This is a genomic window from Salinicoccus sp. CNSTN-B1, from assembly GCF_054792835.1.
The window spans coordinates 681290-702391 of sequence record NZ_JBTWMN010000004.1; the positions used below are offsets into that span (position 1 = coordinate 681290).

General features: G+C 43.9%; 18 protein-coding genes and 3 pseudogenes. 16 read left to right on the forward strand and 5 right to left on the reverse strand.

Going from position 1 to position 21102, the window contains the following annotated elements; all coding sequences use genetic code 11:
* Window positions 1-73: 73 nt before the first annotated feature.
* Window positions 74-1989 (reverse strand): annotated as a pseudogene (locus ACYF68_RS03995) (ABC-F family ATP-binding cassette domain-containing protein).
* A gap of 137 nt (window positions 1990-2126) precedes the next feature.
* Between ACYF68_RS03995 and ACYF68_RS04000 the strand changes: the two are divergent.
* The 8 genes and pseudogenes from ACYF68_RS04000 to ACYF68_RS04035 all read left to right on the forward strand — a co-directional run bounded on the left by ACYF68_RS04000 (window position 2127) and on the right by ACYF68_RS04035 (window position 7315).
* Entirely contained in the window at window positions 2127-2759 is a 633-nt protein-coding gene (locus ACYF68_RS04000; RefSeq protein WP_461045457.1) for a redox-sensing transcriptional repressor Rex, read from the forward strand.
* Between the two features lie 19 nt (window positions 2760-2778).
* A complete protein-coding gene (locus ACYF68_RS04005; protein WP_461047478.1) occupies window positions 2779-3003 on the forward strand; it encodes a twin-arginine translocase TatA/TatE family subunit in 225 nt (74 codons plus the stop codon).
* Window positions 3004-3052: 49 nt separating this feature from the next.
* Entirely contained in the window at window positions 3053-3808 is a 756-nt protein-coding gene (gene tatC, locus ACYF68_RS04010; RefSeq protein WP_461045458.1) for a twin-arginine translocase subunit TatC, read from the forward strand.
* A gap of 44 nt (window positions 3809-3852) precedes the next feature.
* Window positions 3853-4736: pseudogene (locus tag ACYF68_RS04015) on the forward strand (glycoside hydrolase family protein); the annotation flags it as partial.
* Window positions 4737-4820: 84 nt separating this feature from the next.
* A complete protein-coding gene (locus ACYF68_RS04020) occupies window positions 4821-5270 on the forward strand; it encodes a GH32 C-terminal domain-containing protein (RefSeq protein ID WP_461047480.1) in 450 nt (149 codons plus the stop codon).
* A 124-nt stretch (window positions 5271-5394) separates the two neighbouring features.
* Window positions 5395-6231: a MurR/RpiR family transcriptional regulator gene (locus ACYF68_RS04025; protein ID WP_380570472.1), complete on the forward strand. Its 837-nt coding sequence runs from the start codon at window positions 5395-5397 to the stop codon at window positions 6229-6231.
* Window positions 6232-6443: 212 nt separating this feature from the next.
* On the forward strand, window positions 6444-6863 hold the full coding sequence (locus tag ACYF68_RS04030) for a hypothetical protein (RefSeq protein ID WP_461045459.1): 420 nt from the start codon (window positions 6444-6446) through the stop codon (window positions 6861-6863).
* A gap of 17 nt (window positions 6864-6880) precedes the next feature.
* Complete coding sequence (locus tag ACYF68_RS04035) at window positions 6881-7315, forward strand: hypothetical protein (protein ID WP_461045460.1); 435 nt, start codon at window positions 6881-6883, stop codon at window positions 7313-7315.
* A 118-nt stretch (window positions 7316-7433) separates the two neighbouring features.
* Here ACYF68_RS04035 and ACYF68_RS04040 read toward each other — a convergent pair whose 3' ends face one another.
* Window positions 7434-9134, reverse strand: coding sequence for a M3 family oligoendopeptidase (locus ACYF68_RS04040; protein ID WP_461045461.1), 1701 nt, complete (start codon window positions 9132-9134; stop codon window positions 7434-7436).
* Window positions 9135-9329: 195 nt separating this feature from the next.
* On the opposite strand from ACYF68_RS04040, the gene ACYF68_RS04045 reads away from it, so the two are divergent.
* Window positions 9330-10697: a phosphate--AMP phosphotransferase gene (locus ACYF68_RS04045; RefSeq protein WP_461047482.1), complete on the forward strand. Its 1368-nt coding sequence runs from the start codon at window positions 9330-9332 to the stop codon at window positions 10695-10697.
* 94 nt (window positions 10698-10791) lie between these two features.
* Here ACYF68_RS04045 and ACYF68_RS04050 read toward each other — a convergent pair whose 3' ends face one another.
* Window positions 10792-11544: a lysostaphin resistance A-like protein gene (locus tag ACYF68_RS04050; RefSeq protein ID WP_461045462.1), complete on the reverse strand. Its 753-nt coding sequence runs from the start codon at window positions 11542-11544 to the stop codon at window positions 10792-10794.
* A gap of 169 nt (window positions 11545-11713) precedes the next feature.
* Here ACYF68_RS04050 and groES point away from each other — a divergent pair, with 169 nt between their 5' ends.
* From groES to ACYF68_RS04085, 7 genes and pseudogenes are all read left to right on the forward strand, one after another.
* Window positions 11714-11998 (forward strand): co-chaperone GroES, encoded by a 285-nt coding sequence (gene groES, locus ACYF68_RS04055; RefSeq protein WP_344704083.1) that lies wholly within the window; start codon window positions 11714-11716, stop codon window positions 11996-11998.
* Between the two features lie 63 nt (window positions 11999-12061).
* Window positions 12062-13687: a chaperonin GroEL gene (groL, locus tag ACYF68_RS04060; RefSeq protein WP_461045463.1), complete on the forward strand. Its 1626-nt coding sequence runs from the start codon at window positions 12062-12064 to the stop codon at window positions 13685-13687.
* Window positions 13688-13981: 294 nt separating this feature from the next.
* The gene (locus ACYF68_RS04065) at window positions 13982-14587 is read left to right on the forward strand and encodes a TetR/AcrR family transcriptional regulator (protein WP_461045464.1); all 606 of its coding nucleotides are present in this window, start codon (window positions 13982-13984) and stop codon (window positions 14585-14587) included.
* A gap of 174 nt (window positions 14588-14761) precedes the next feature.
* Window positions 14762-15643 carry an ABC transporter ATP-binding protein gene (locus ACYF68_RS04070; RefSeq protein ID WP_461045465.1) on the forward strand — a complete coding sequence of 294 codons (882 nt, stop codon included), beginning with the start codon at window positions 14762-14764 and terminating at the stop codon, window positions 15641-15643.
* A 20-nt stretch (window positions 15644-15663) separates the two neighbouring features.
* On the forward strand, window positions 15664-17280 hold the full coding sequence (locus ACYF68_RS04075) for an ABC transporter permease (protein WP_461045466.1): 1617 nt from the start codon (window positions 15664-15666) through the stop codon (window positions 17278-17280).
* A 1-nt stretch (window position 17281) separates the two neighbouring features.
* A pseudogene (locus ACYF68_RS04080) lies at window positions 17282-17631 on the forward strand (DUF2200 domain-containing protein).
* A 65-nt stretch (window positions 17632-17696) separates the two neighbouring features.
* Window positions 17697-18278, forward strand: coding sequence for a DUF4256 domain-containing protein (locus ACYF68_RS04085; protein ID WP_461045467.1), 582 nt, complete (start codon window positions 17697-17699; stop codon window positions 18276-18278).
* 439 nt (window positions 18279-18717) lie between these two features.
* Here the strand turns inward: ACYF68_RS04085 and ACYF68_RS04090 are convergent, their stop codons facing one another.
* A complete protein-coding gene (locus tag ACYF68_RS04090; protein ID WP_461045468.1) occupies window positions 18718-19968 on the reverse strand; it encodes a sodium:solute symporter family protein in 1251 nt (416 codons plus the stop codon).
* A gap of 106 nt (window positions 19969-20074) precedes the next feature.
* Complete coding sequence (locus tag ACYF68_RS04095) at window positions 20075-21088, reverse strand: LLM class flavin-dependent oxidoreductase (protein WP_461045469.1); 1014 nt, start codon at window positions 21086-21088, stop codon at window positions 20075-20077.
* Window positions 21089-21102 lie beyond the last annotated feature (14 nt).

The window sequence follows — 21102 nt, forward strand, 5'->3', positions numbered from 1 at the left end:
GCATTTAGGGTGTGTATAATATCGTGGGTAAATCGATTATGGGTAAAGATGGGGAACGACGAACATACGTTCATCATTCCATTGCTTCCAATGCTTCCGACAATGAGGCCCATTCTTCCATAAGGCGCTCGAGTGCTGCTTCTGAGTCAATCAATTGCTTGTTGAACTCTGCTGCTTTTTCATAGTCCCCATAAATTTCTGCAAGGCAAGCGTCTCTTCAATGGATTCAATTTCAGCTTCTTTCTCTTGTATTTCTTTTTCAGTTTTAGTGATGCTCTTTCTTGTTTTTTGAATTTCATTACGCTTTTGCTTGTGCGCTTCATAACTGTTCGTGTGTTTTACCTCATTCTCTTCTTGTTCGATTTTTATCTGCATTGCCGCCCGTTCTTCTTTTTTATGCTGATAATAACTGTAGTCGCCGTTATATATATCGGTGTGCTGATCGCCCATTTCTACGATTTTATTGGCAATGCGGTTGATGAAATAGCGATCATGCGAAACAAATAGTAGGGTGCCGGGGAAATTCTGCAGCGACTGCTCCAAGACTTCCTTGCTGTCGATATCCAAGTGGTTCGTCGGCTCATCAAGTATGAGCAGATTATTTTTTTCAAGCATCAATTTCGCCAACTGGATGCGGGCCTTCTCCCCACCGCTCAAATCATTGATCTGTTTCATGACCTCGTCTTGGGTGAACAGGAAACGCCCCAACACTTTGCGGACATCACTTTCGTTCATGTTTGGGTATTCATGCCATAATTCTTCAAGGACGCTTCTCCCGGAAGTGAATTCTGCCTGCTTCTGGTCATAATAACCGATCGATACGTTGGCCCCATAGATGATTTCCCCGTCATGCTGTGATAACTTTTTGGCGATCGTCTTGACCAGGGTTGATTTACCGATGCCATTCGGGCCAATGATTGCGAGACGGTCGCCTTTATCGATGTTCAGATTGATGTGACTGTTTAAAGTCTCTTCGTACCCGATGGCGAGATTTTTGATTCTGAGCACATCATTGCCGCTCTCCCGTCTGATGTCGAATGAGAAGTCTGCACTTTTCGTGTCCATTCTAGGCAAGTTTATACGTTCCATGCTCTCTAGCTTCTTCCGGCGACTCTTCGCCATATTGCTTGTCGAGGCACGGGCAATGTTTTTCTCTACAAACGTTTCCAGTTCTTTAATCTCTTTCTGTTGATGTTCAAAGGCCTTCATCTGCAACGCATGGTTTTTTTCCTTTTCCTTTACATAACCCGAGTAGTCGGTATGGTAAAGGGTGCCTCTATGCATCTCGACTTCATATATCTTATCGACAGTACGATCGAGGAAGTAGCGATCATGGCTGATTATGGCTATGGCGCCTGAGAAGCTGTTAAGATACTGCTCGAGCCACGCGACGGTATCCATATCCAAGTGGTTGGTCGGTTCGTCCAGAAGGAGCAGATCAGGCTTGGATAGGAGCATCTGTCCGAGCGCAAGGCGTGTCTTCTGGCCGCCGGAGAAAGCTTCTACGCTCCGGTGGAGGTCCTCAGGCATGAACCCGAGACCGGTCAGAACGGTCTTTACTTCTGAATCTATCGTATATCCGCCTTCAGCTTCGAAGATATTCTGCACTTTCTCGTATCTATTGAGTTGGTCTTGATAGTCTTTATCATCATAGTCATGTACAGCAAGCCATTCGGCAATCCTTTCCATTTCCTTTCCCGTCTCAAGCAGCCTCGAGAAAGGGCGTAGCATTTCCTCCCTGACATTATGATTGGACTCGAGTGTCATCTGTTGTGTCAGATAACCTATTGAAATGCCTTTGGGGCTGGTGATCTGTCCTTCATCAATACTCATCTCACCGGCCATCATCTTCATCAAAGTTGTTTTTCCGGCACCATTCTTACCGACGATGCCGATTGTCTGTCCTGTTTTAATTTCCAGGTTCATATTTTCAAAAATCATATCTGTACCGAAAGATTTTTTTATGTTCCCTAATTGCATCACTATCATCATAAATCCCTCACTTTCCTCAAGTTTACAATATATAGCGTAAAAAAACGATGAAATCAGGTGACTCTTATGGCACTATAGGCGTGCAATTATGATATAATATATCAACAAAGTGCAATAGAAGAGGTGTACGAGATTTGAATAATAAAAAGAAAATCCCGAATGCAACGATGAAGCGCTTGCCCCTGTATTATAGATTCTTTAAAAACTCCGAAAAATCAGGGGTGGATCGGGTTTCTTCACGGGAGATCAGTGAAGCACTGGATATAGATTCTGCAACAATTCGGCGTGATTTCTCCTATTTCGGTGAACTTGGCCGAAAAGGTTACGGATACAACGTCAAGAGCCTGTTGAAATTCTTTATGGAACATATCCAGGGCAACCAGAAGCGGAATGTCGCCATCATCGGTGCAGGTAACTTGGGTAGTGCATTATTGAACTATAAATTCAGCAACATAAATGATAGAATGAACATAGTTGCTGCATTTGACAATGACAGCAGCATTGTCGGAACAACAATCAATGATACTACAGTCCACCACTCGGATGAAATTGAAAAGATGGCTAAAGAACACGGCATAGATGTGGCAATCCTCACATTGCCTGCAGAAGTCAGCCAGGAGATGGCTGAACGTCTTGAGGCGGCCGGAATTAAAGGCATTCTTAATTTTACACCGATGAGGCTGGATGTAAGCGATGGAATCTATGTACACAATATAGATTTGAGTGTCGAATTGCAGGCACTGTTCTTTTATATGAAACATATCTAGGAGGGATACTGTGCTCGAAATGTTCATACCGACTACACTTATGGTAGTAACGCCAACGAGTATGATTGTAATTGCGGTTGTAGCGCTCATCATATTCGGACCTAAGAAACTGCCCCAATTCGGAAAAGCCATGGGCTCCACTTTGAAGGAATTCAAAGATGCAACAAAAGGCCTTGCTACAGATGATGATGACGAAGAAGAAGAGAAGAAGAAATCCCAGAAGAAAATCGAATCTGAAGTATAAAGGTCTTGAGGTGGCGGAAGCCGCCTTTTTTTAAAGAGGTGGAAAATTGATGAATGAATTGGAAAAGAAGGAAATCACTGAGCACCTTGATGAATTGCGCAAACGGCTTATGATCGTCATATACTTTTTTGCAGGCGCAATGCTGGTCGGCTTTTTCCTTTCTAAACCGTTAATATACCAGGTTCAGGAAGCACCGTGGACCGAATCCATACAGATGCACGCATTCCAAGTGACCGATCCGCTTAAAATATATCTGATGGTCATCATGATCATCGGTTTTGTAATCGTACTCCCGGTAATACTGTATCAGATATGGGCCTTCGTATCGCCGGGGCTCTACAGCAATGAGAGGAAGCTGACGCTATCCTACATTCCGATTGTCATGCTGCTTATGCTTCTTGGCATGGCTTTCAGCTACTTCATACTTGTACCATACATCATACAATTCACCTTTGAACTGTCAGAAGATATAGGGATAGAGACGACGATCGGCATCAATCAATATTTTGGTTTCCTGTTCAGGACAGTCCTGCCATTCGGCCTGATTTTCCAAATGCCGATACTGGTACTTTTCCTGACTCAGCTGGGGCTGCTGACCCCAATGTTTTTGAAGAAGAACAGAAAGTATGCCTATTTCATCCTGTTGGTTGTAGCAGCTTTGATTGCGCCACCTGATTTGATGACCCATATCATGTTGACAATCCCGATGATCGTCCTGTACGAAATCAGCATCTATATTTCCAAAATCGGTTACCGTAGACATTTAAGGGCAGAGCAAAAGGCAATTGAAGAATCATTGGACTAAGATTTGGGAGGTTTTTTGAGATGGCATTGGATTCAGATGGAAGGATGTTCAGCCATCCATCGGCTGATGGGCAGCTTGATACACATATCCCAAAAAACGTGTCGCATGAATGGCGACAGCGTTATCATGTGCAACCCCCTACAGGGGCCTTGAATGGCCTTGCGGGCCTTGTGTCGGATGATGAGGGGTATCATTTGTTCTATGAATGGATGCCTGTATATGGTCAACGAACGAAATGTCTGTATCATCTCACATCAAAGGATATGGTGACATTCGATGACCAAGGCGTCATAAAAATGTTGTCGGACGGCGACTCACCAGGGTCTGCCATCGTTGCCGACAATCAAGATGGGCTACATCTTTTCTACACTGGCTTAAAATGGGGAGATGCATTCAATATCGCTCCATATTGGATGCCCAAAAAGAAGTCAAGGCAACTGAAGCCATCGTAAAAGGGACGCCTCAGGGGTATCTGCCGATAATGAACGCGCCGTATGTATTTCATAAGGATAGGTATCGCATGATGCTCGGAACCGGGACTGAAGATGAGTTTGGACGTATACTCCTTTTCAGCGGTGACAGCCCCTCCGCCTTCCAGTATGATGGCCCCTTGACTACAGAGCTCGATCAGTTCGGTTTCATGTGGACCCACCCTGAATACTTCAAGGTGAGTGACAAAGATATATTAATCTTCAATGTCAAAGGTCTGGATAAGTATCAGAACAGCTATTGGAATATTTATCAATCGGGCTACCTTGTAGGGGATATTGATTTTAATGCATTGCATATGACACATGGCGCATTTCATGAACTGGACCACGGATTCGACTTCTATGCTCCTAAAACCGTGATGTTTGAAGGGAGAAGGCTGTTGATCGGATGGATGGGCACAGAGGAGACGGACTATCCAACAGATGGAGAGTGGGGCCATTGCTTGACTATACCTAGAGAGGTGGCTGTTCAAGGGTCGCGTGTGATGCAGAAGCCTTTTTTCGGATTGCGCAAATATAGAATGAACGAACTGACTGCTGAAGGTTATTTCGATTATCATCCAAGAAAGATTAAAGACTTCTATGGCCACAGCTATGAATTGGTCCTCGATATACTCGAGAATAACGCAAACCGCATCCACATCGATTTGCGGGTAAGCAGGCGCGAACATACAAGCTTGATCTATGACAGCGAATCGCAGGTTTTGACATTGGACAGGACCTTCAGCGGCAAACTGCCCGGCAATGTTGATGGGACCACCCGGAAAGTCCAACTCGATGCCCCGTTATCGCATCTTAATATCTTTATGGATATCTCCAGCATAGAAGTGTTCGCCAATGACGGAGAAGCGGTGATGAGTGCGAGAATATTTCCCTCGAGTGAATCTACAGGCGTAGAATTTTCCACGGAAATAGGAGGGTGTCATGTCAAAATGGCAAGGTATGATATAAAGCCAATCAATGGTGATTAACGCTTCGCTCCGCATCATGAAATAAATTTTATTATTGAAGGATAAAAACTTTCATTTCTTCTTATAATATTTTGATTATTTTGTTATCATTGGGAGTAACAACGTAGGCGAGAGGGGAAAAACTATGTTTTCGGTATTAAGTCAGATTCGTAAACGGTTTGAATACATGACACCTGTGGAGCAGCGCATTGCTAATTTCATGCTGGAAAATCCAGCTAAAGTCATCAACATGCCAGTCAAGGATATCGCTAAAAACAGCAGTACGAGTGATGCTGCCATCGTCAGGTTTTCAAAGCGGATTGGTCTTGCAGGCATCAAGGAATTGAAAGTGGAACTTGCCAAAGAGTTACATACACTTGAGAAAGAGAATATTTCAAGAGTGATCGATCTGGAGCAGGATACCCATCGGGAGATTTTCGATAAAGTTTTCAAAAACACCATCCAGGCACTCTATAATACCGAAAAGATAGTGGACCGCGATGCAATCAAGCAAGCGGCGGAACTATTTGCAAAATCCCGCAATACCTTCATATTCGGAGTGGGCGACGCAGCGAGCGTCGGTACCGAGTTCGAACAGAACCTCCACCGCATAAACATCAATGCTTTCTTCACCACGGATAAATACTTCTGCATGACCCGCTTATCGAATGCGACTGAAGATGATGTACTATTCCTCATCACTCTATCAGGTAAGACCCGGGAAGTGGTGGAAGTGGTCAAACTCGCCAAAAAGTTGGGCATCAAGACAGTCATACTGACCCAGAACCACGCCTCGATCGCTAAGCGTAATTCAGATGTGGCAATAGAGATTACGGAGGAAGAGAACAATATTCAGTATATGAATATGACGAGCCGTATCGCACAGCTTGCGATATGTGATGTGCTATTCTTCTATACGTGCCGCCAACTGGGTTCGAAGGCTTATGAAACGATTATGAAGACATATGATATCACACATTAGCCCCTCATTGAGGGGCTTTTATTATGGGGAAATTGAAATGTCAAGCGGACATCTGACTGCAACATATCTGCAATAATCTTTAAAATAAATCAGCCATTATTAAGGTTGTGTAACAAACTTCCATTTTTATAGATGCCGATGCATTCTTCTAATATACTCGGTCTATGACATTAATTGTTCAAAGAACGTAGAGGCAGTTTGGAGGCATTGAATTGATAGATAGAACAATAAGGCTGGGCATTTCATCGCTTTTGATGATATCCACCCTGTTTGCCATTAATACAAATGCTGTCATGGAGGCAGAACAAGTAGATGAAGATGCGGAGGGAGGCCATGAAGCGCCATCTGCAGAAGAGGCCCCCGGGCAGGAAGATATGATAAAAGACACGCCTGATCAGGAAGATGCAGTGCAAGCGCCGGAAACACCTGCCGTCGAACCTGAAGAAGGGCTACTGATACAGACAGAGCCGGAACAGAGTCAGGAAGAAGCAATTCATAAGCGTGCAGCAGAGGACAAAAAGAAGCGGAATCTGCTCCCTCTTCAGAAGAAGAGAGCGGAGAAATATGGGAAAACACACCGGATACATCTGAACCTTCCACAGGAGAAGCCCCGCCCATCGCTGATTCAATAGTGGAAGATGCTGAATATATGATAGAAGAACCAGAATCAACTTCAGAGGAACCAGCTGCTCCAGAACCAACTGGAGGTGTAGCGGAGAATAGAGAAGGGTCAACTGATAGACCCAAAGCCGAACCCTCGAACGAAGAAGAATCTGAAGATGCCGGAATGCCTGCTGCCGAAGAGAAGGGGACTGTACAAAGCGGGGTGAGAGATGGTGACAATGCACCTTCTCCGAAGAACCCACCCCAGGACAGTACTAGAGAAACAGAACAGTATGATGAAAGCGCTCCTGCCAAGCAAAACATTACAGGAACTGCCTCGGCACCTAAGTTCTATCGTTATGACCATGGTGATATACTGGAAGGTATTTCATTGCACCCAGGTGCTCCTGTTGAAGAGTTGAACTTGTTGGATGAACGGGTCAACAAACTGATGTGCTCAAGAATCCTTAGAGCTGACTAAGCTGGAACACCAAAATTGTTGAAGTTGGCAGTAGAGTGAATGTGCAGAAATGGTCTGCATCATACGTCCATAAAAAAAGATTGAAACGCCCATTTCGATGAGAAATGGGCGTTTCAATCTATAGTGCACTGTCATCAATCGAATTGAGATAGCCTTCCGCTTCTTTAACGACCGATTGTAGGCAACCATCTTCAAAAGGCGAGATGAGATTTGCTTCTTCAACCAGTGCATTGAACGGCAATGAGCCACCGAGACGGCACAGGTTGATGTAGTCGCTCCATGCGCCATCGAAATCCTCATTGGCACGCTTCCAGAATTGCATGGCACAGACTTGTGCAAGGGTATAGTCGATATAGTAGAACGGATCGCTGAAGACATGCCCCTGTTTATGCCAAAAAGCGCCACTTGCAAGCGGTTCTATGCCATCGTAATCACGATGCGGCAAATACTTGTCTTCGAGTTTCTGCCATTCTTGTCGCCGTTCTGCTGGAGACAGTTCAGGATGCTCATAGACGATGTGCTGGAATTCATCTATGGCAACTCCGTAAGGCAGGAAAGAAATGTTATCCGCCATGTGCGTGTATTTGAATTTATCAGTATCCTCCTTGAAGAACTGTTCCATCCACGGATATGTGAAATACTCCATGCTCATGGAATGGATCTCTGCAGATTCAAGAGTCGGGAACTGATACTCCGGCACCTCGAAGCCGCTTGACATATAGCTTTGGAACGCATGACCCGCTTCGTGCGTCAAAACGGTCACATCATCAAGGGTGCCGTTGAAGTTGGAGAAGATGAAAGGGGAGGAGTAGTCTGGTATGAAAGTGCAGTACCCGCCGCCTTCTTTTCCTTTTTTGGCCTCAACATCAAACAGTTCGCGCTGCCTCATGAACTTAAAGAATTCACCAGTTTCCTTGGATAATTCAAGATACATATTTTCGCCCGCCTGCAGGATATCTTCGGTATCCCCTTTGGGCACAGCATTACCGGTTGTAAAATCGAATGATTCATCATATATCTTCAGTTTCTCGACACCAATCCGCCTACGCTGCCTCTCCTTAAGTTCAGTGACGAGTGGCACGACATGTTCTGCAACCTGATCCCTGAAGTTCTGTACCATATCACTGTCATAATCGATGCGGTTCATGCGGATATAACCGAGTTCGATGAAGTTTTTGTAGCCGAGCTCCACCGCAATCTGGTGGCGCGTCTTAACCAGGTCGTCATAAATCTGGTCGATTTTATCCAGATGCGTCCCCATGAATCCTTGGACCGCTTCAGTGGCTGATCGACGCATTTGACGGTCAGTATGTTGGGCGTAGGGTCCGAATTCCGATAGGTTGAGGACCTTTCCATCGAATTCGATTTCTGCTGAAGCGAGCAGTCTGGAGTATTCCGAATCAAGCTTGTTCTCTTTTTGAAGGAGGGATTTGACTTTAGGGTCGAATCCTTTGACGGCTTTTTCAGCCAATGAGAAAAGTTGCTTGCCGTAGCGCTGTTCCAACTCACTTCTATAGGGGCTGGCAATGAGCGTCTGGTAGTATTTGAAATCGATCTCCTGGATGGCTGGGCCGTATTCATCGAAGAAATTCCGCTCTTTATCGTAAAATGCATCCCTTGTATCTATTGTCGAACGGATAAGCGCCAGATTACTCATCGTGGAGAGGTGATTGAAGTATGTGTTAAGGCGGTCGATGACCTCGGCTTGAGCATCCGCCGAATCCTTTTCCTTAAACTCTTCAAGCAGTGTGTCGACTTCCGCCGCTATCTTTTTGATATCGGGTCTTTCATATTCATATTCCGAAAACGTATGTACCATCAGTTCATCCCCTTATCAGTTTCTAACAATATAGTAACATAGATTCCATTATCTTCTGTATGTTCAGATAATGGAAATTAAGGGTACACATCTATAACGGAAAGAAAGGAGCGATAGCATGGCAGAATTTGATGAAGCACTGGAAAATCGTTTGGGGAACTCACGCGGGAGACGAAGAAGCGGGGCATCCCGTTGATGATTGTGATAGAAGGGCCCCCGGCCTCCGGGAAGTCGCGGCTGGCAAATGCTTTATACATGGCATTGGATGCAAAATATACAAACTTCATGGCCACGCGTCCGCCCAGGGATATCGATCTCAGATACCCTTTTCTGCAGCGGTTCTGGAACCATCTGCCTAAAGCCGGGGACATCAACATCCACTTCAGAAGCTGGTATGCCCAGTACATCAATTATAAGTCGTATGGCATCAAGGAAAATATCCGGACGGGATATGCCGACATCAGACAGGACATGAAGCACTTCGAACAGATGCTGACGGATAATGGCTATGAAATCATCAAACTCTATATTGATGCTCCAGAAGCGGTCAGGGCACGGCATATACAAAAGCTGAAGGATAACCCGATACTTAAATGGAAAGCTGAAGAATTTGAGGAACAGCTGGACAAAACAGACTACATCAAGGAAATGAAAAAGTTTTTGGACATGCCGACCGGGTGTCCGTGGACCGTCATCGACTTTGAGGATAAAGGCGGCGCGGTCAACGCTTTGTTCTCCACAGTTGTCGAACGTCTTGAAGCACGTCTGGAGAGAGAAGATCAGACACAGGAAGAAGTAGTCGATGGTGATTTTACAAAAAATTATGAAGCAGAGTGCTTTGACTTTAATTTTGAGGATGAAAAGATCAGCCGTAAAGACTATAAAGCCATCCTCCCTGATCTGCAGTCTAGGATGAGGGAAATCCAATTCCAACTCTACAAGGAAAAGGTGCCGCTCATCCTCGTCTATGAGGGTATGGACGCAGCCGGCAAGGGCGGAAATATCAAACGCATCCGAGAGCATCTGGATCCGACCGGCTATACGGTCAATGCAACCGGTGCCCCGACTGATGTGGAGCTTCGCCATCATTATCTATGGCGGTTTGCCACAGCTCTTCCGAGAAGCGGCCATGTGGCCTTCTACGACCGGAGCTGGTACGGCCGGGTACTGGTGGAACGCATTGAAGGACTGGCTTCAAAACAGGAATGGCAGCAATCCTACGAGGAAATCAAGGCCTTCGAGAAATCGCTGTACAATTCAGGGGCGATCATCATCAAATTCTTCCTGTCCTTGGATAAGGATGAACAGCTTGAACGTTTTGAGAGCCGTGAAGAGGACCCGGACAAGCAATGGAAGCTGACCGATGAAGATTGGCGGAATAGGGAGAAATGGGAGTTGTACGTCGAGGCGTCGGAAGATATGATCAGAAAGACACATACCGCTTTTGCCCCGTGGCATGTGATCCCCGGAAACAATAAGAAATATGCGAGGATCACTGCATTGAAAAAAGTGATTGAAACATGTGAGGCAAGACTCGGAGTCAGTGCGGGGTCGGGTGGTTGAAAAAAAACATTTGAAAACTTAAAGGCATGGGGGTGAATGGCATATGCCCCGGAATATACGAACGCCCCGGACTGTAATGGTCCGGGCGTCATTCTCAGAATAGAAGCGGGAAAATGATGTTGAGACCATTCCGCATTTCTTCAATCTGCTCTATATAATCCTTGAACGTCAGCTGTAATATGACGACGATACCGTTCATGATCATATGGACCATGATCGGGACCAGTAATCTGCCGCTGATGACATATAGAAAACTGAATGTGTATGCCATGACGACATAGATCAGTATATGGGTGAAATCCCAATGGGCGATGGCGAATACAAAACCACTGAGCAGCCCGGCTACAAGAAAACCGACGATTCTCGGTCCTGGGATCACCTCGTAGATTTCAGCGAATATGGCCCGTCTGAAGACGTATTCTTCCAGGATGGGGCCGAACAGCGCAACGACAAGGATCATGTAGGGGGCATTTTCTATCATATCCACGATGCCCATCGTATTTTCACTTTCCATTGGATTGCCGAGGATATTGGTGTTGATGAGGCCGGCGATTATCTGAGTGGCGTATGCCAAGAACACGCCTCCGACGATCCAGGCGAAAGTCACAGGCATATCTGATTGGGGCCCGCGCTCTATCCGGTTTTTATTGCTGTGGAGTCTTCCGACAATAATGACAGCCACAACTCCCAAGGCGAATGCACCGACCTGATAAGGGAGTACGCCGCTAAGCAGCTCTTCTTCTGTAATTGATGGATTGATGAACGCCATGATGATTGATACGGGTACAACCGCAAATTGCACGGCGAGGAATATGACGATGATTAACGCACTATATAGCTTTCTCAAGATAAGCCCTCCATTTTTCAATACTGCTATTCTACAATAAAAAAGAATGTGGTTAAAGCAAAGAGAAAACACTTGCATTATTGACCAATTTTGATTATTATTTAATTGTTGGCACTTTGAATGCTCGAGTGCTAAAAACATCTGTACTATTTCAAAGGAGGGCTTTTACGTGTTAAAACCATTAGGCAACAGAGTCATCGTTGATTTGACCCAAAAGGAAGAAACTACAAAAAGCGGCATCATTCTGACGGAATCCGCCAAAGAGAAACCACAGGAGGGCACAGTCGTAGCAGCTGGACCTGGTCTGGTTCTGGATAACGGCAACCGTGTCGAGCCTGAAGTAAAAGAAGGCGACCGTGTGATGTATTCCAAGTTTGCAGGTACTGAAGTGAAACATGAAGGCAAAGATTATCTGATCCTTTCCGAATCCGATATCCTTGCTGTCATCAACTAATCAAAATGAAATGAACTAAAGAAATATCCATATAAAGAAACTACGCAGGAGGAATGAAAAGTAATGGCTAAAGAACTGAAATTCTCTGAAGATGCAAGACAGTCCATGCTCGCCGGTGTCGATAAATTGGCGAATGCTGTAAAAGTGACATTGGGGCCAAAAGGACGAAACGTCGTTCTGGACAAATCATTCACATCCCCACTCATCACAAATGATGGTGTAACAATCGCAAAAGAAATAGAACTTGAAGACACTTATGAAAATATGGGTGCAAAACTAGTCGCTGAAGTGGCCAACCAGACGAATGAAATCGCTGGTGACGGTACGACAACTGCAACTGTCCTGGCTCAGGCGATGATCCAGGAAGGCCTGAAGAACGTAACGAGCGGTGCCAACCCGGTCGGTATCCGTGCTGGTATTTCCCAAGCGGTCGAAGTGGCGGTAGAAGAGCTGAAGAACATTTCCCGTCCAGTGCAGGATAAAGAATCCATTGCACAAGTCGGCGCAATTTCTGCAGATGACCCGGAAATCGGCGAGTACATCTCAGAAGCAATGGAAAAAGTCGGTAATGATGGGGTCATCACAATCGAAGAGTCCCGTGGGTTCAAAACAGAACTTGAAGTCGTTGAAGGGATGCAGTTCGACCGCGGTTATACATCTCCATACATGGTGACGGATTCCGAGAAGATGATTGCAGACTTGGATAACCCTTATATCCTTGTGACAGACAAGAAGATCTCCAACTTCCAGGATGTTCTGCCATTGCTTGAACAGATTGTCCAGCAGTCCCGTCCGATTCTCATCATCGCTGATGATGTAGAAGGCGACGCCATGGCGAATATGGTACTCAACAAGCTGCGCGGTACATTCACTGCAATCGCAGTCAAAGCACCTGGTTTCGGAGACCGTCGTAAAGCAATGCTTGAAGACATCGCCGTACTGACAGGCGCGCAAGTCATCACAGAAGATCTCGGTTCTGACTTGAAGGAAGCAACGGTTGATATGCTCGGTACAGCATCTAAAGTCAACGTGACCAAAGATAACACGACAATCGTAGAAGGTGCCGGTGAGAAAGATAATATCGAAGCGCGCATCGGCCAGATCAAGTCACAGATTGAAGATACAACGTCAAGCTTTGATAAAGAGAAGCTCCAAGAGCGTCTTGCCAAACTATCCGGTGGTGTAGCAGTAGTCAAAGTAGGTGCTGCCACTGAAACGGAAATGAAAGAACGTAAACTGCGCATCGAAGATGCCCTCAACTCCACACGCGCTGCAGTCGAAGAAGGCATTGTAGCCGGTGGCGGTACAGCACTGGTCAACATCTACAATAAAGTATCTGAAATCAAAGCCGAAGGCGATGTGGAAACAGGCGTCAAAATCGTATTGAAGGCACTTGAGGCACCGATTCGCCAGATCGTCGAAAACGCTGGCCTTGAAGGTTCAGTCATCGTTGAACGCCTCAAATCCCAGGAAGTCGGAATCGGATTCAATGCGGCAACCGACGAGTGGGTCAACATGATCGATGCAGGTATCGTCGATCCGACAAAAGTAACACGTTCCGCACTACAGAACGCCGGTTCAGTCGCTGCTATGTTCCTGACTACAGAAGCAGTAGTTGCCGATATTCCAGAAGAGAATGGCAGCGGAGACATGGGCGGCATGGGCGGCGGCATGCCGGGCATGATGTAAGCCGAAGTAAATAATGCGTAATAGAACGGGGTTTGCTGATGAGCAGACCCCGTTTTTTTTTATGGGAATGAATTTTTTAGAGTAGATGATGGGTGAAATTTAATACTGTGGAAAAAGAGTCTATTTTGATTGCTGTAAATTAAAATAGGCTCTTTTAATTTGCATGATAAGGAGTTGGAATCGTGATTTGCATTACTGATTGACCATTTCGGTCATTCAGGTTATACTAATATTGACCGCAGTGGTCATTATAAATTTGGGTGAAAGGAGATCACCATCATCTATTCCAAGTTCATGAACTTAAAACCAAATAAGCAAGAAGACATAATCAATGCGGCAATGAGGGAATTTGTCCAAAGCGGTTTTGAAAGAGCATCTACAAATGAAATCGTAAAGAAAGCCGAAATTTCCAAAGGTTCACTGTTTAACTATTTTAACAGCAAGAAGGTTCTGTATATATATTTGATAGAGTACTGTGTGCAGATCATTGAAGGGATCATTGAGCAAATCGATTTGAATGAAGCGGATATATTTAAAAGAATAGAAAATATAGGGATAAAAAAACTTTGTATTCAACAAAAATTTCCACAAGTATTTGATTTTCTCATTTCCGCCAAACAAGAGGAATCGGCTGAAGTAAGGGACATCATTAAAGAAAAGATTGACCCCGTTTATGATGAAAGCACTAAGAGGATGTATGAAAACATTGATTATTCCATGTTTCGTGAAGATATTGATATTGGGAAGGCGATAGAAATCCTGAATTGGACAATGTTTGGATTTGGGGAGAAAGGCTTAAGTCAAGTAGACACATTTGAAAACATCAGTGAATTTGGAGAACAATATCTCAAAGAATGGAAAAGTTATTCTGAGATATTGAAGCATAGTTTTTATAAATAGGAAGGAGATCCAAGGATATTTGGAACCATATATTCAACCAAACAAGAAAGACTATAAACTTAAGGAAGTCCATCGATGTTTTTTAAACGGTACCCAATAAGAAATTAAAATCACCTATTTTTAAAAAGGCCGTTTTTAAAACATTAAAAACAACAAAAGGGGAGTATAAAAATTATGACTGAAATTGTGAAAGTACAAGGCTTACAAAAGAAGTTTGGTAAATTTCAGGCATTGAGTGATGTGACCTTCCAGGTCTCTGCCGGTGAAGTTGTCGGTTTTATTGGCCCTAATGGGTCTGGCAAATCAACAACCGTTCGTATTTTATTGGGTATTATCAAGCGAGATGCCGGTATTGCAGAAATATTCGGTAAGGATGTTTGGAAAGAGAGTATTGAGATTCACAAACGGATATCATATGTCCCTGGGGATGTCTCGCTATGGGGCAATCTGACAGGTGGTGAAATTATGGATCTGTTTATGAAGTTGCATGGCAGCGGAAACAAGAAAAAGCGTGATTATTTAATTGACCGCTTTGAATTGGATCCCAAGAAAAAAGCCAAAACATACTCTAAGGGAAACCGCCAAAAGGTTGGTTTGATAGCGGCTTTATCTGTCGATTCAGATTTGTATATTTTTGATGAGCCAACTTCTGGACTTGATCCTTTGATGGAGCAAATTTTCCAGGAAGAAGTCGAAAAGATTAAAGAATCAGGTAAAGCTATTCTGTTATCCTCTCATATTTTGAGTGAGGTAGAACGCTTGGCGGATAAAGTTGTCATTATCCGCCAAGGTGAAATTGTAGAAGCGGGGACCCTTGATGAATTGCGTCATTTGACCCGTTCTACAATAACTTTAGAAACAGGCGGTGACGTGTCTGAAATAGCCAATCTAGAAGGTGTCTTTAATTTCGAACAAAAAGATAATCAGGCGACATTTTCGGCGGACAACCAATACTTCGATGATATCCTAATGAAAGCAAGCAAGTTAGGCGTCAAAAAGTTTGAATCTATACCACCAACACTTGAAGATTTGTTCATGCGTCATTATGAAGGCTAGGTAGCTTGAAGGGGGATGAGATGATGATACAAAAATTAGCACGTTGGAACATATTGTTTTTACAATATCTAAAACGTGATTGGAAAAAAATGATTATATGGATAGCAGGGCTTGGTTTGTTTTCAGCTGCATATGTACCAGCCTTTGAAGAAATCACCAAGGGGCAAGGTTTAATCGGAATGTACGAAACATTAAAAAATCCTGCCATGATATCCATGGTTGGCCCTACACCTATAGAAGCAGCTGCTGGTTACACATTAGGGGCATTTTACGCTCAAAATATGTTATTGTTTTGTAGCTTATTTGCGATGATCATCTCAGTCTTGCATGTGGTAAGCCATACACGAAAAGAAGAAGATCTTGGTCTCACAGAACTCGTGCGGTCATTTGAGGTCGGTCGTCAAGCAAATTCTTTCGCTACGATGACAGAAACAATCTTCATAAATTTTTTATTGGCGCTTTTTATTGCCATTATTATGATAAGCTTTGGCGCTGATACGATTAATGCTCAAGGATCCTTTTTATTCGGCGCATCGATTGGAATGGCGGGAATGATCGGTGCCGGTATTGCTCTTTTGATGGCACAGATTATGCCAACTTCATCAGCAACGACAGGTTCGTCCTTAGGATTGATTGGTTTGCTCTATATTGTTCGTGCTGCCACAGATATATCGAATACGAATTTATCGATGATTAATCCGCTTGGATGGACTTATTTAACTTATCCCTTTACAGAAAATAATTGGCTGCCGCTAGTTTTTGCTTTGATATTTAGCGTAATCATTGCAATCATTGCTTTTGCACTTGAAGGAGCTCGTGATATGGGCGCTGGTTATTTACCTGAAAGAGAGGGGCGAGCAAATGCCAAAAAGTCATTGTTGTCTGTTCGTGGGTTGTTCATCAAGCTCAACAAAGGCACTATCATTAGTTGGTTCGTCACCTTTGTTGTTATGGGCGCGGCTTATGGCTCGATCTATGGAGACATGCAAACTTTCCTGGAAAGCAGCGAAGTGGTAAAACAAATGTTTACACATTCAGGCATTTCTATTGAGGAATCATTCACCAGTACGATTATGATGGTTCTGATTAGTTTGGTCGCCATTCTACCGATTGCTATAGTCAATAAACTTTTTTCTGAAGAGAGTCGATTACGCTTGAGTCAGCTTTATGCAACAAAAATGACCCGCAGCCGATTATATTGGACTAGCATTGGTTTAGCTGTTATTTCAGGTATAGTAGGTATTTTACTAGCCTCAGGTGGTCTTGGTGGCACAGCAATTAATGCCATGGGAGACGATGGGACGATGGATTTAATTGATTTCCTTGTTGCGGGCTACAATTTCCTGCCGTCCGTACTATTCTTTATTGGTCTAGCCGCTCTAGTCCTAGGATGGGTGCCGAAATTCGGTAAAGCCGTGTATATTTATCTCATCTATTCCTTTATGCTGAATTATTTTGGCGGTATCCTGGATTTACCAGAAGGCTTATCAAAAACAGCCATCCAAAGTTGGCTTCCAAGAATGCCAATGGAGGATTTTGATGCAACAGTTTTCATTACAATAACTGTGGTTAGCATCCTTTTGATGATAATAGGCTATCTAGGATATAATAGACGTGACATAAAAGAAGGGGTGTAATATGACCAAACATAAGATTTATACAATGAGTGTCGCAAAAGTCTATCCCCTGTATGTGACGAAGGCAGAGAAAAAAGGACGTACAAAAGCTGAAGTTGATGAAATCCTCCGTTGGTTGACGGGATATAGCCAAGAAGAGTTGGAAGTGCAACTGGAAGAACAGATAGACTTTGAGTCTTTCTTTGAAGAAGCCCCCAAATGAATCCTTCGCGGACTTTAATTAAAGGTATGATTTGTGGCGTCCGAGTTGAAGATATTGAGGAAACAACAATGCAGGAAATTCGCTACTTGGATAAGTTGATCGATGAGTTGGCAAGGGGAAAAGCGATGGAAAAAATCTTGCGGAAATAATACCGTTTAAAACATGGCAACACTGCAATTAAACCATTTCAAGTAAGTACAATAGGGGGCTAATAATGTCAAAGGATAATAAAATAAATAATGGAAAAGAGTTGTCACTGGAGCAGCGGGAAGAGTTATTCAGAGTACTGCAAGACCGATTTGAGAAAAACATGGACCGCCATAAAGGATTAGAATGGGCCAACGTCCAAGAGAGGTTGCTAGCCAGTACCAATAAACTGTGGTCTCTCAATGAGATGGAAAGAACAGGCGGTGAACCGGATGTTGTTGGTTTTGACAACGACACGGGTGAATACATTTTTAACGACTGTTCAGCGGAAAGTCCTAAAGGTCGCAGAAGTGTTTGTTACGATCGCGAGGCATTGGAGTCAAGGAAGAAACATAAACCAGAAAATAATGCTGTTGATATGGCTGATGCTATGGGAATTGAGCTTCTAACGGAAAAAGAATATAGGCAGTTGCAAGAACTTGGAAACTTCGATGCGAAAACATCGAGTTGGGTGAAAACACCTGATAGTATTAGGAAGCTTGGCGGGGCCATTTTTTGTGACTACCGCTACGAGACCGTATTTGTATACCATAATGGGGCGGACTCCTATTATGCTGCAAGGGGTTTTCGTAGCTCGCTAAAGATCTGAATTTTACTTTTTCAACATTAAACCATTAGACGTTATTTTCGCGCAAAGACAATTATATATAGTGAAACTTTAAAAGAGTTTGTTATAAGAACAATATAAAGAGCCCGTTCGTATGGGCTTTTTTTATTACAAAAAACATTGTAGAAAAGCGCATAAAAAAGAGTAGATTTCTCTACTCTATAATCTAGACTTTTCAAGATCGCCACATTTATTGTAAGCGCCTCTTTAAGCGTTGAATCAGGTTATTTGGCTTTCATCAATAAGCTTTCATTTTCCGTATCTTTCGTTAACACCGTCATAACCAATAGTACTGCAGTTGATAGTGGTAAACCGATCATAATAGGATGGATACCAAAAGGATGGCCTAGAACTTGCCAAATGACTGCGGAACCAAGACCTGTCCACATAGCGGATAGGCCGGCGATTCCTGTTGGCTTTTTCAGAATAGGCCAAATATGACGGGTGCCAATAAACCGGAAACCGACATTGCAGTACCTGTCACCATCAGATTGACGAGTCCTGGAATGGTTAAGGTCAATACAAGCGCAATAGCCGACACTATGAGTACGGAAAATCTACTGTAAGCCAACATCTTCTTATCCGTCGGATGTTTCACATTTGGTCGGATAAGATCATTTACAATGGAGGACGATCCTGCAATAAAGAAAGAGTCCGCACTTGATATAACCGCTGCAAGCAGTGCAATGATCATAATGACTACAATGGAAAAAGGAAATACATTTTCAATGACATTATAGTAGACGAGCGTGGGATCAATCGTACCGAGATTTAAACCAAAACGGCTGAATATCCCGATTGTCATTACAATGGATCCGAGTGCTACTGCAATGATCATCGAAATCCAATAGCCGCTTCTTGCTGTTTTAATGCTTTTCGCGGCCCAAATGCGCTGCCAGACATCTTGCCTGATGAATTGGTAGAATGCCAAAGTCAAAAGGTAGATCATGATTTCACCAGGGGTAATGTTAAGCGGATTCAACATTTCACTTTGATTTGCCTTACTGGCACTATCCGAAATATTTTGCCACCCGCCGGAATATCTAAGAACCATGATAAATAGCAGGATGATACCCAATGTCAAAATGGTACCTTGGATGACGTCCTGCCAAATGACAGCTTTTAGTCCGCCCACATATGTCTTTACGGTCAGTAATGCCCATCCAATAAGGATGCCTACAGTCATGTTCAACCCGATGGTCAGATTCAATATGGAGGCAATCGCAGCAAATTGCATCCCTGTCATGGCACAGTAGGAAAACAGAAAACTGATGACAGTAGGAATACGCGCTTTTTCTCCATACCTTAAAGCAGTATAGTCTCCAACTGTGATCATGTTATGCTTCTCGCCCAACTGCCTGATTGGCTTAAGAAGAAATAACGATAATATTATAACGGCAAAGAACATCGTGATATGTATCCATTGTTCTCCCATTCCTAGACTATAGCCATTTTCCATATATCCCAATAGTGTTGCGCCGCCAATACCCGTTCCCACAAACGTCAGTATCAATGGAAAAATGGAAACGGATCGTCCAGCGACATTATAATCTTCATATGTTTTGGTTTTTCGTTTCATATACAAAGATAATACAAATAAAGCGATAAAATAAATTAGAATGATAAGACCTAAAACTATTTTTTCATTAGTGTTGAACATATAAGACTCCATCTAAAACTATATTTGATATGGATCAATCATTTATTTTCAGCTTTGATATACAGATGCGTATCAGTTGGCTTCATGCTTAGTCTGTTTTGAAGATAAGGGCGTTTTCTTATATATGTTCGCCCATATCTGCAAGCAACCGATAGGCATTTTTGCGTGCCTCCAGGCCGGGGATCAAAGGAATCAGCAATACTTCATCGGCGCCAAATTGAGCGATCAATTCACTTAACGCCTCCTGCACACTTTCCTTATTCCCGACGATGATACGCTTTCGGTTTGCTTTGACTACTGCTTCATCCCTCGCTGAATAGGGGTAGTTCAGGGCTGTGTCTACGGAAGGGAAGGCCTTCAGTTCACCAAAGTCATCCTTGCCAAGCAGCCAGAGATCGAGCGCTTTACCGTAAGCCTCTGCTTCTTCTTCAGTTTCAGCGATGGCGACGAACGGTGCGATGGAGACCTTTGATTTCGTCATGAACCGGGAAGGTTTGAATGTCTTCCGATAAATGTTTGCAGCTTCAATCCCAGCTTTTAATTTTTCAGGTCCGATGAAGGGGAAGAGACCAAATGTATATCCCGCGCCATATGCCGCGGCGATTTCAGCACTTTTGATGCTGGTCGATAACGCCCACATCTGCGGTACGGTCTCAATGGCTGGATTGGCGGTGATGCCATGGAAGCGGTGTGCTTCGTCCACTGTCCCGCTTAAATAATGAACCAGGTCGGCAACGCTTTGTTCATATGGGAGTTTGCGCGATTTATTTTCATTCAATGTCCGATTGACGAGCGGGGTGCCGATCGTGTTGCCGAACCCCAGATCGATTCGGTTGGGATGGAAAGCTTCCAATATGCGAAAGTTTTCAGCGACTTTATAAGGGCTGTAATGCGGCAACATGACACCCCCGGAACCAATGCGGATAGTACTTGTGGCATCTGCCAGCCGCATCATAAGCACTTCTGGCGAACTGTTGGCGAAAGCGGGGACATTATGGTGTTCCGCTACCCAAAATCGTTCGTATCCGAGCGATTCAGCCAGCCGCGCGAGGATGACGGTCTCCTGTAGAGCTTCAGCGGCATTCTTACCTTCGTCAATTTGTGCGTAATCGAGAACGCCTATCTTAACCAATTGGACCCTTCTTT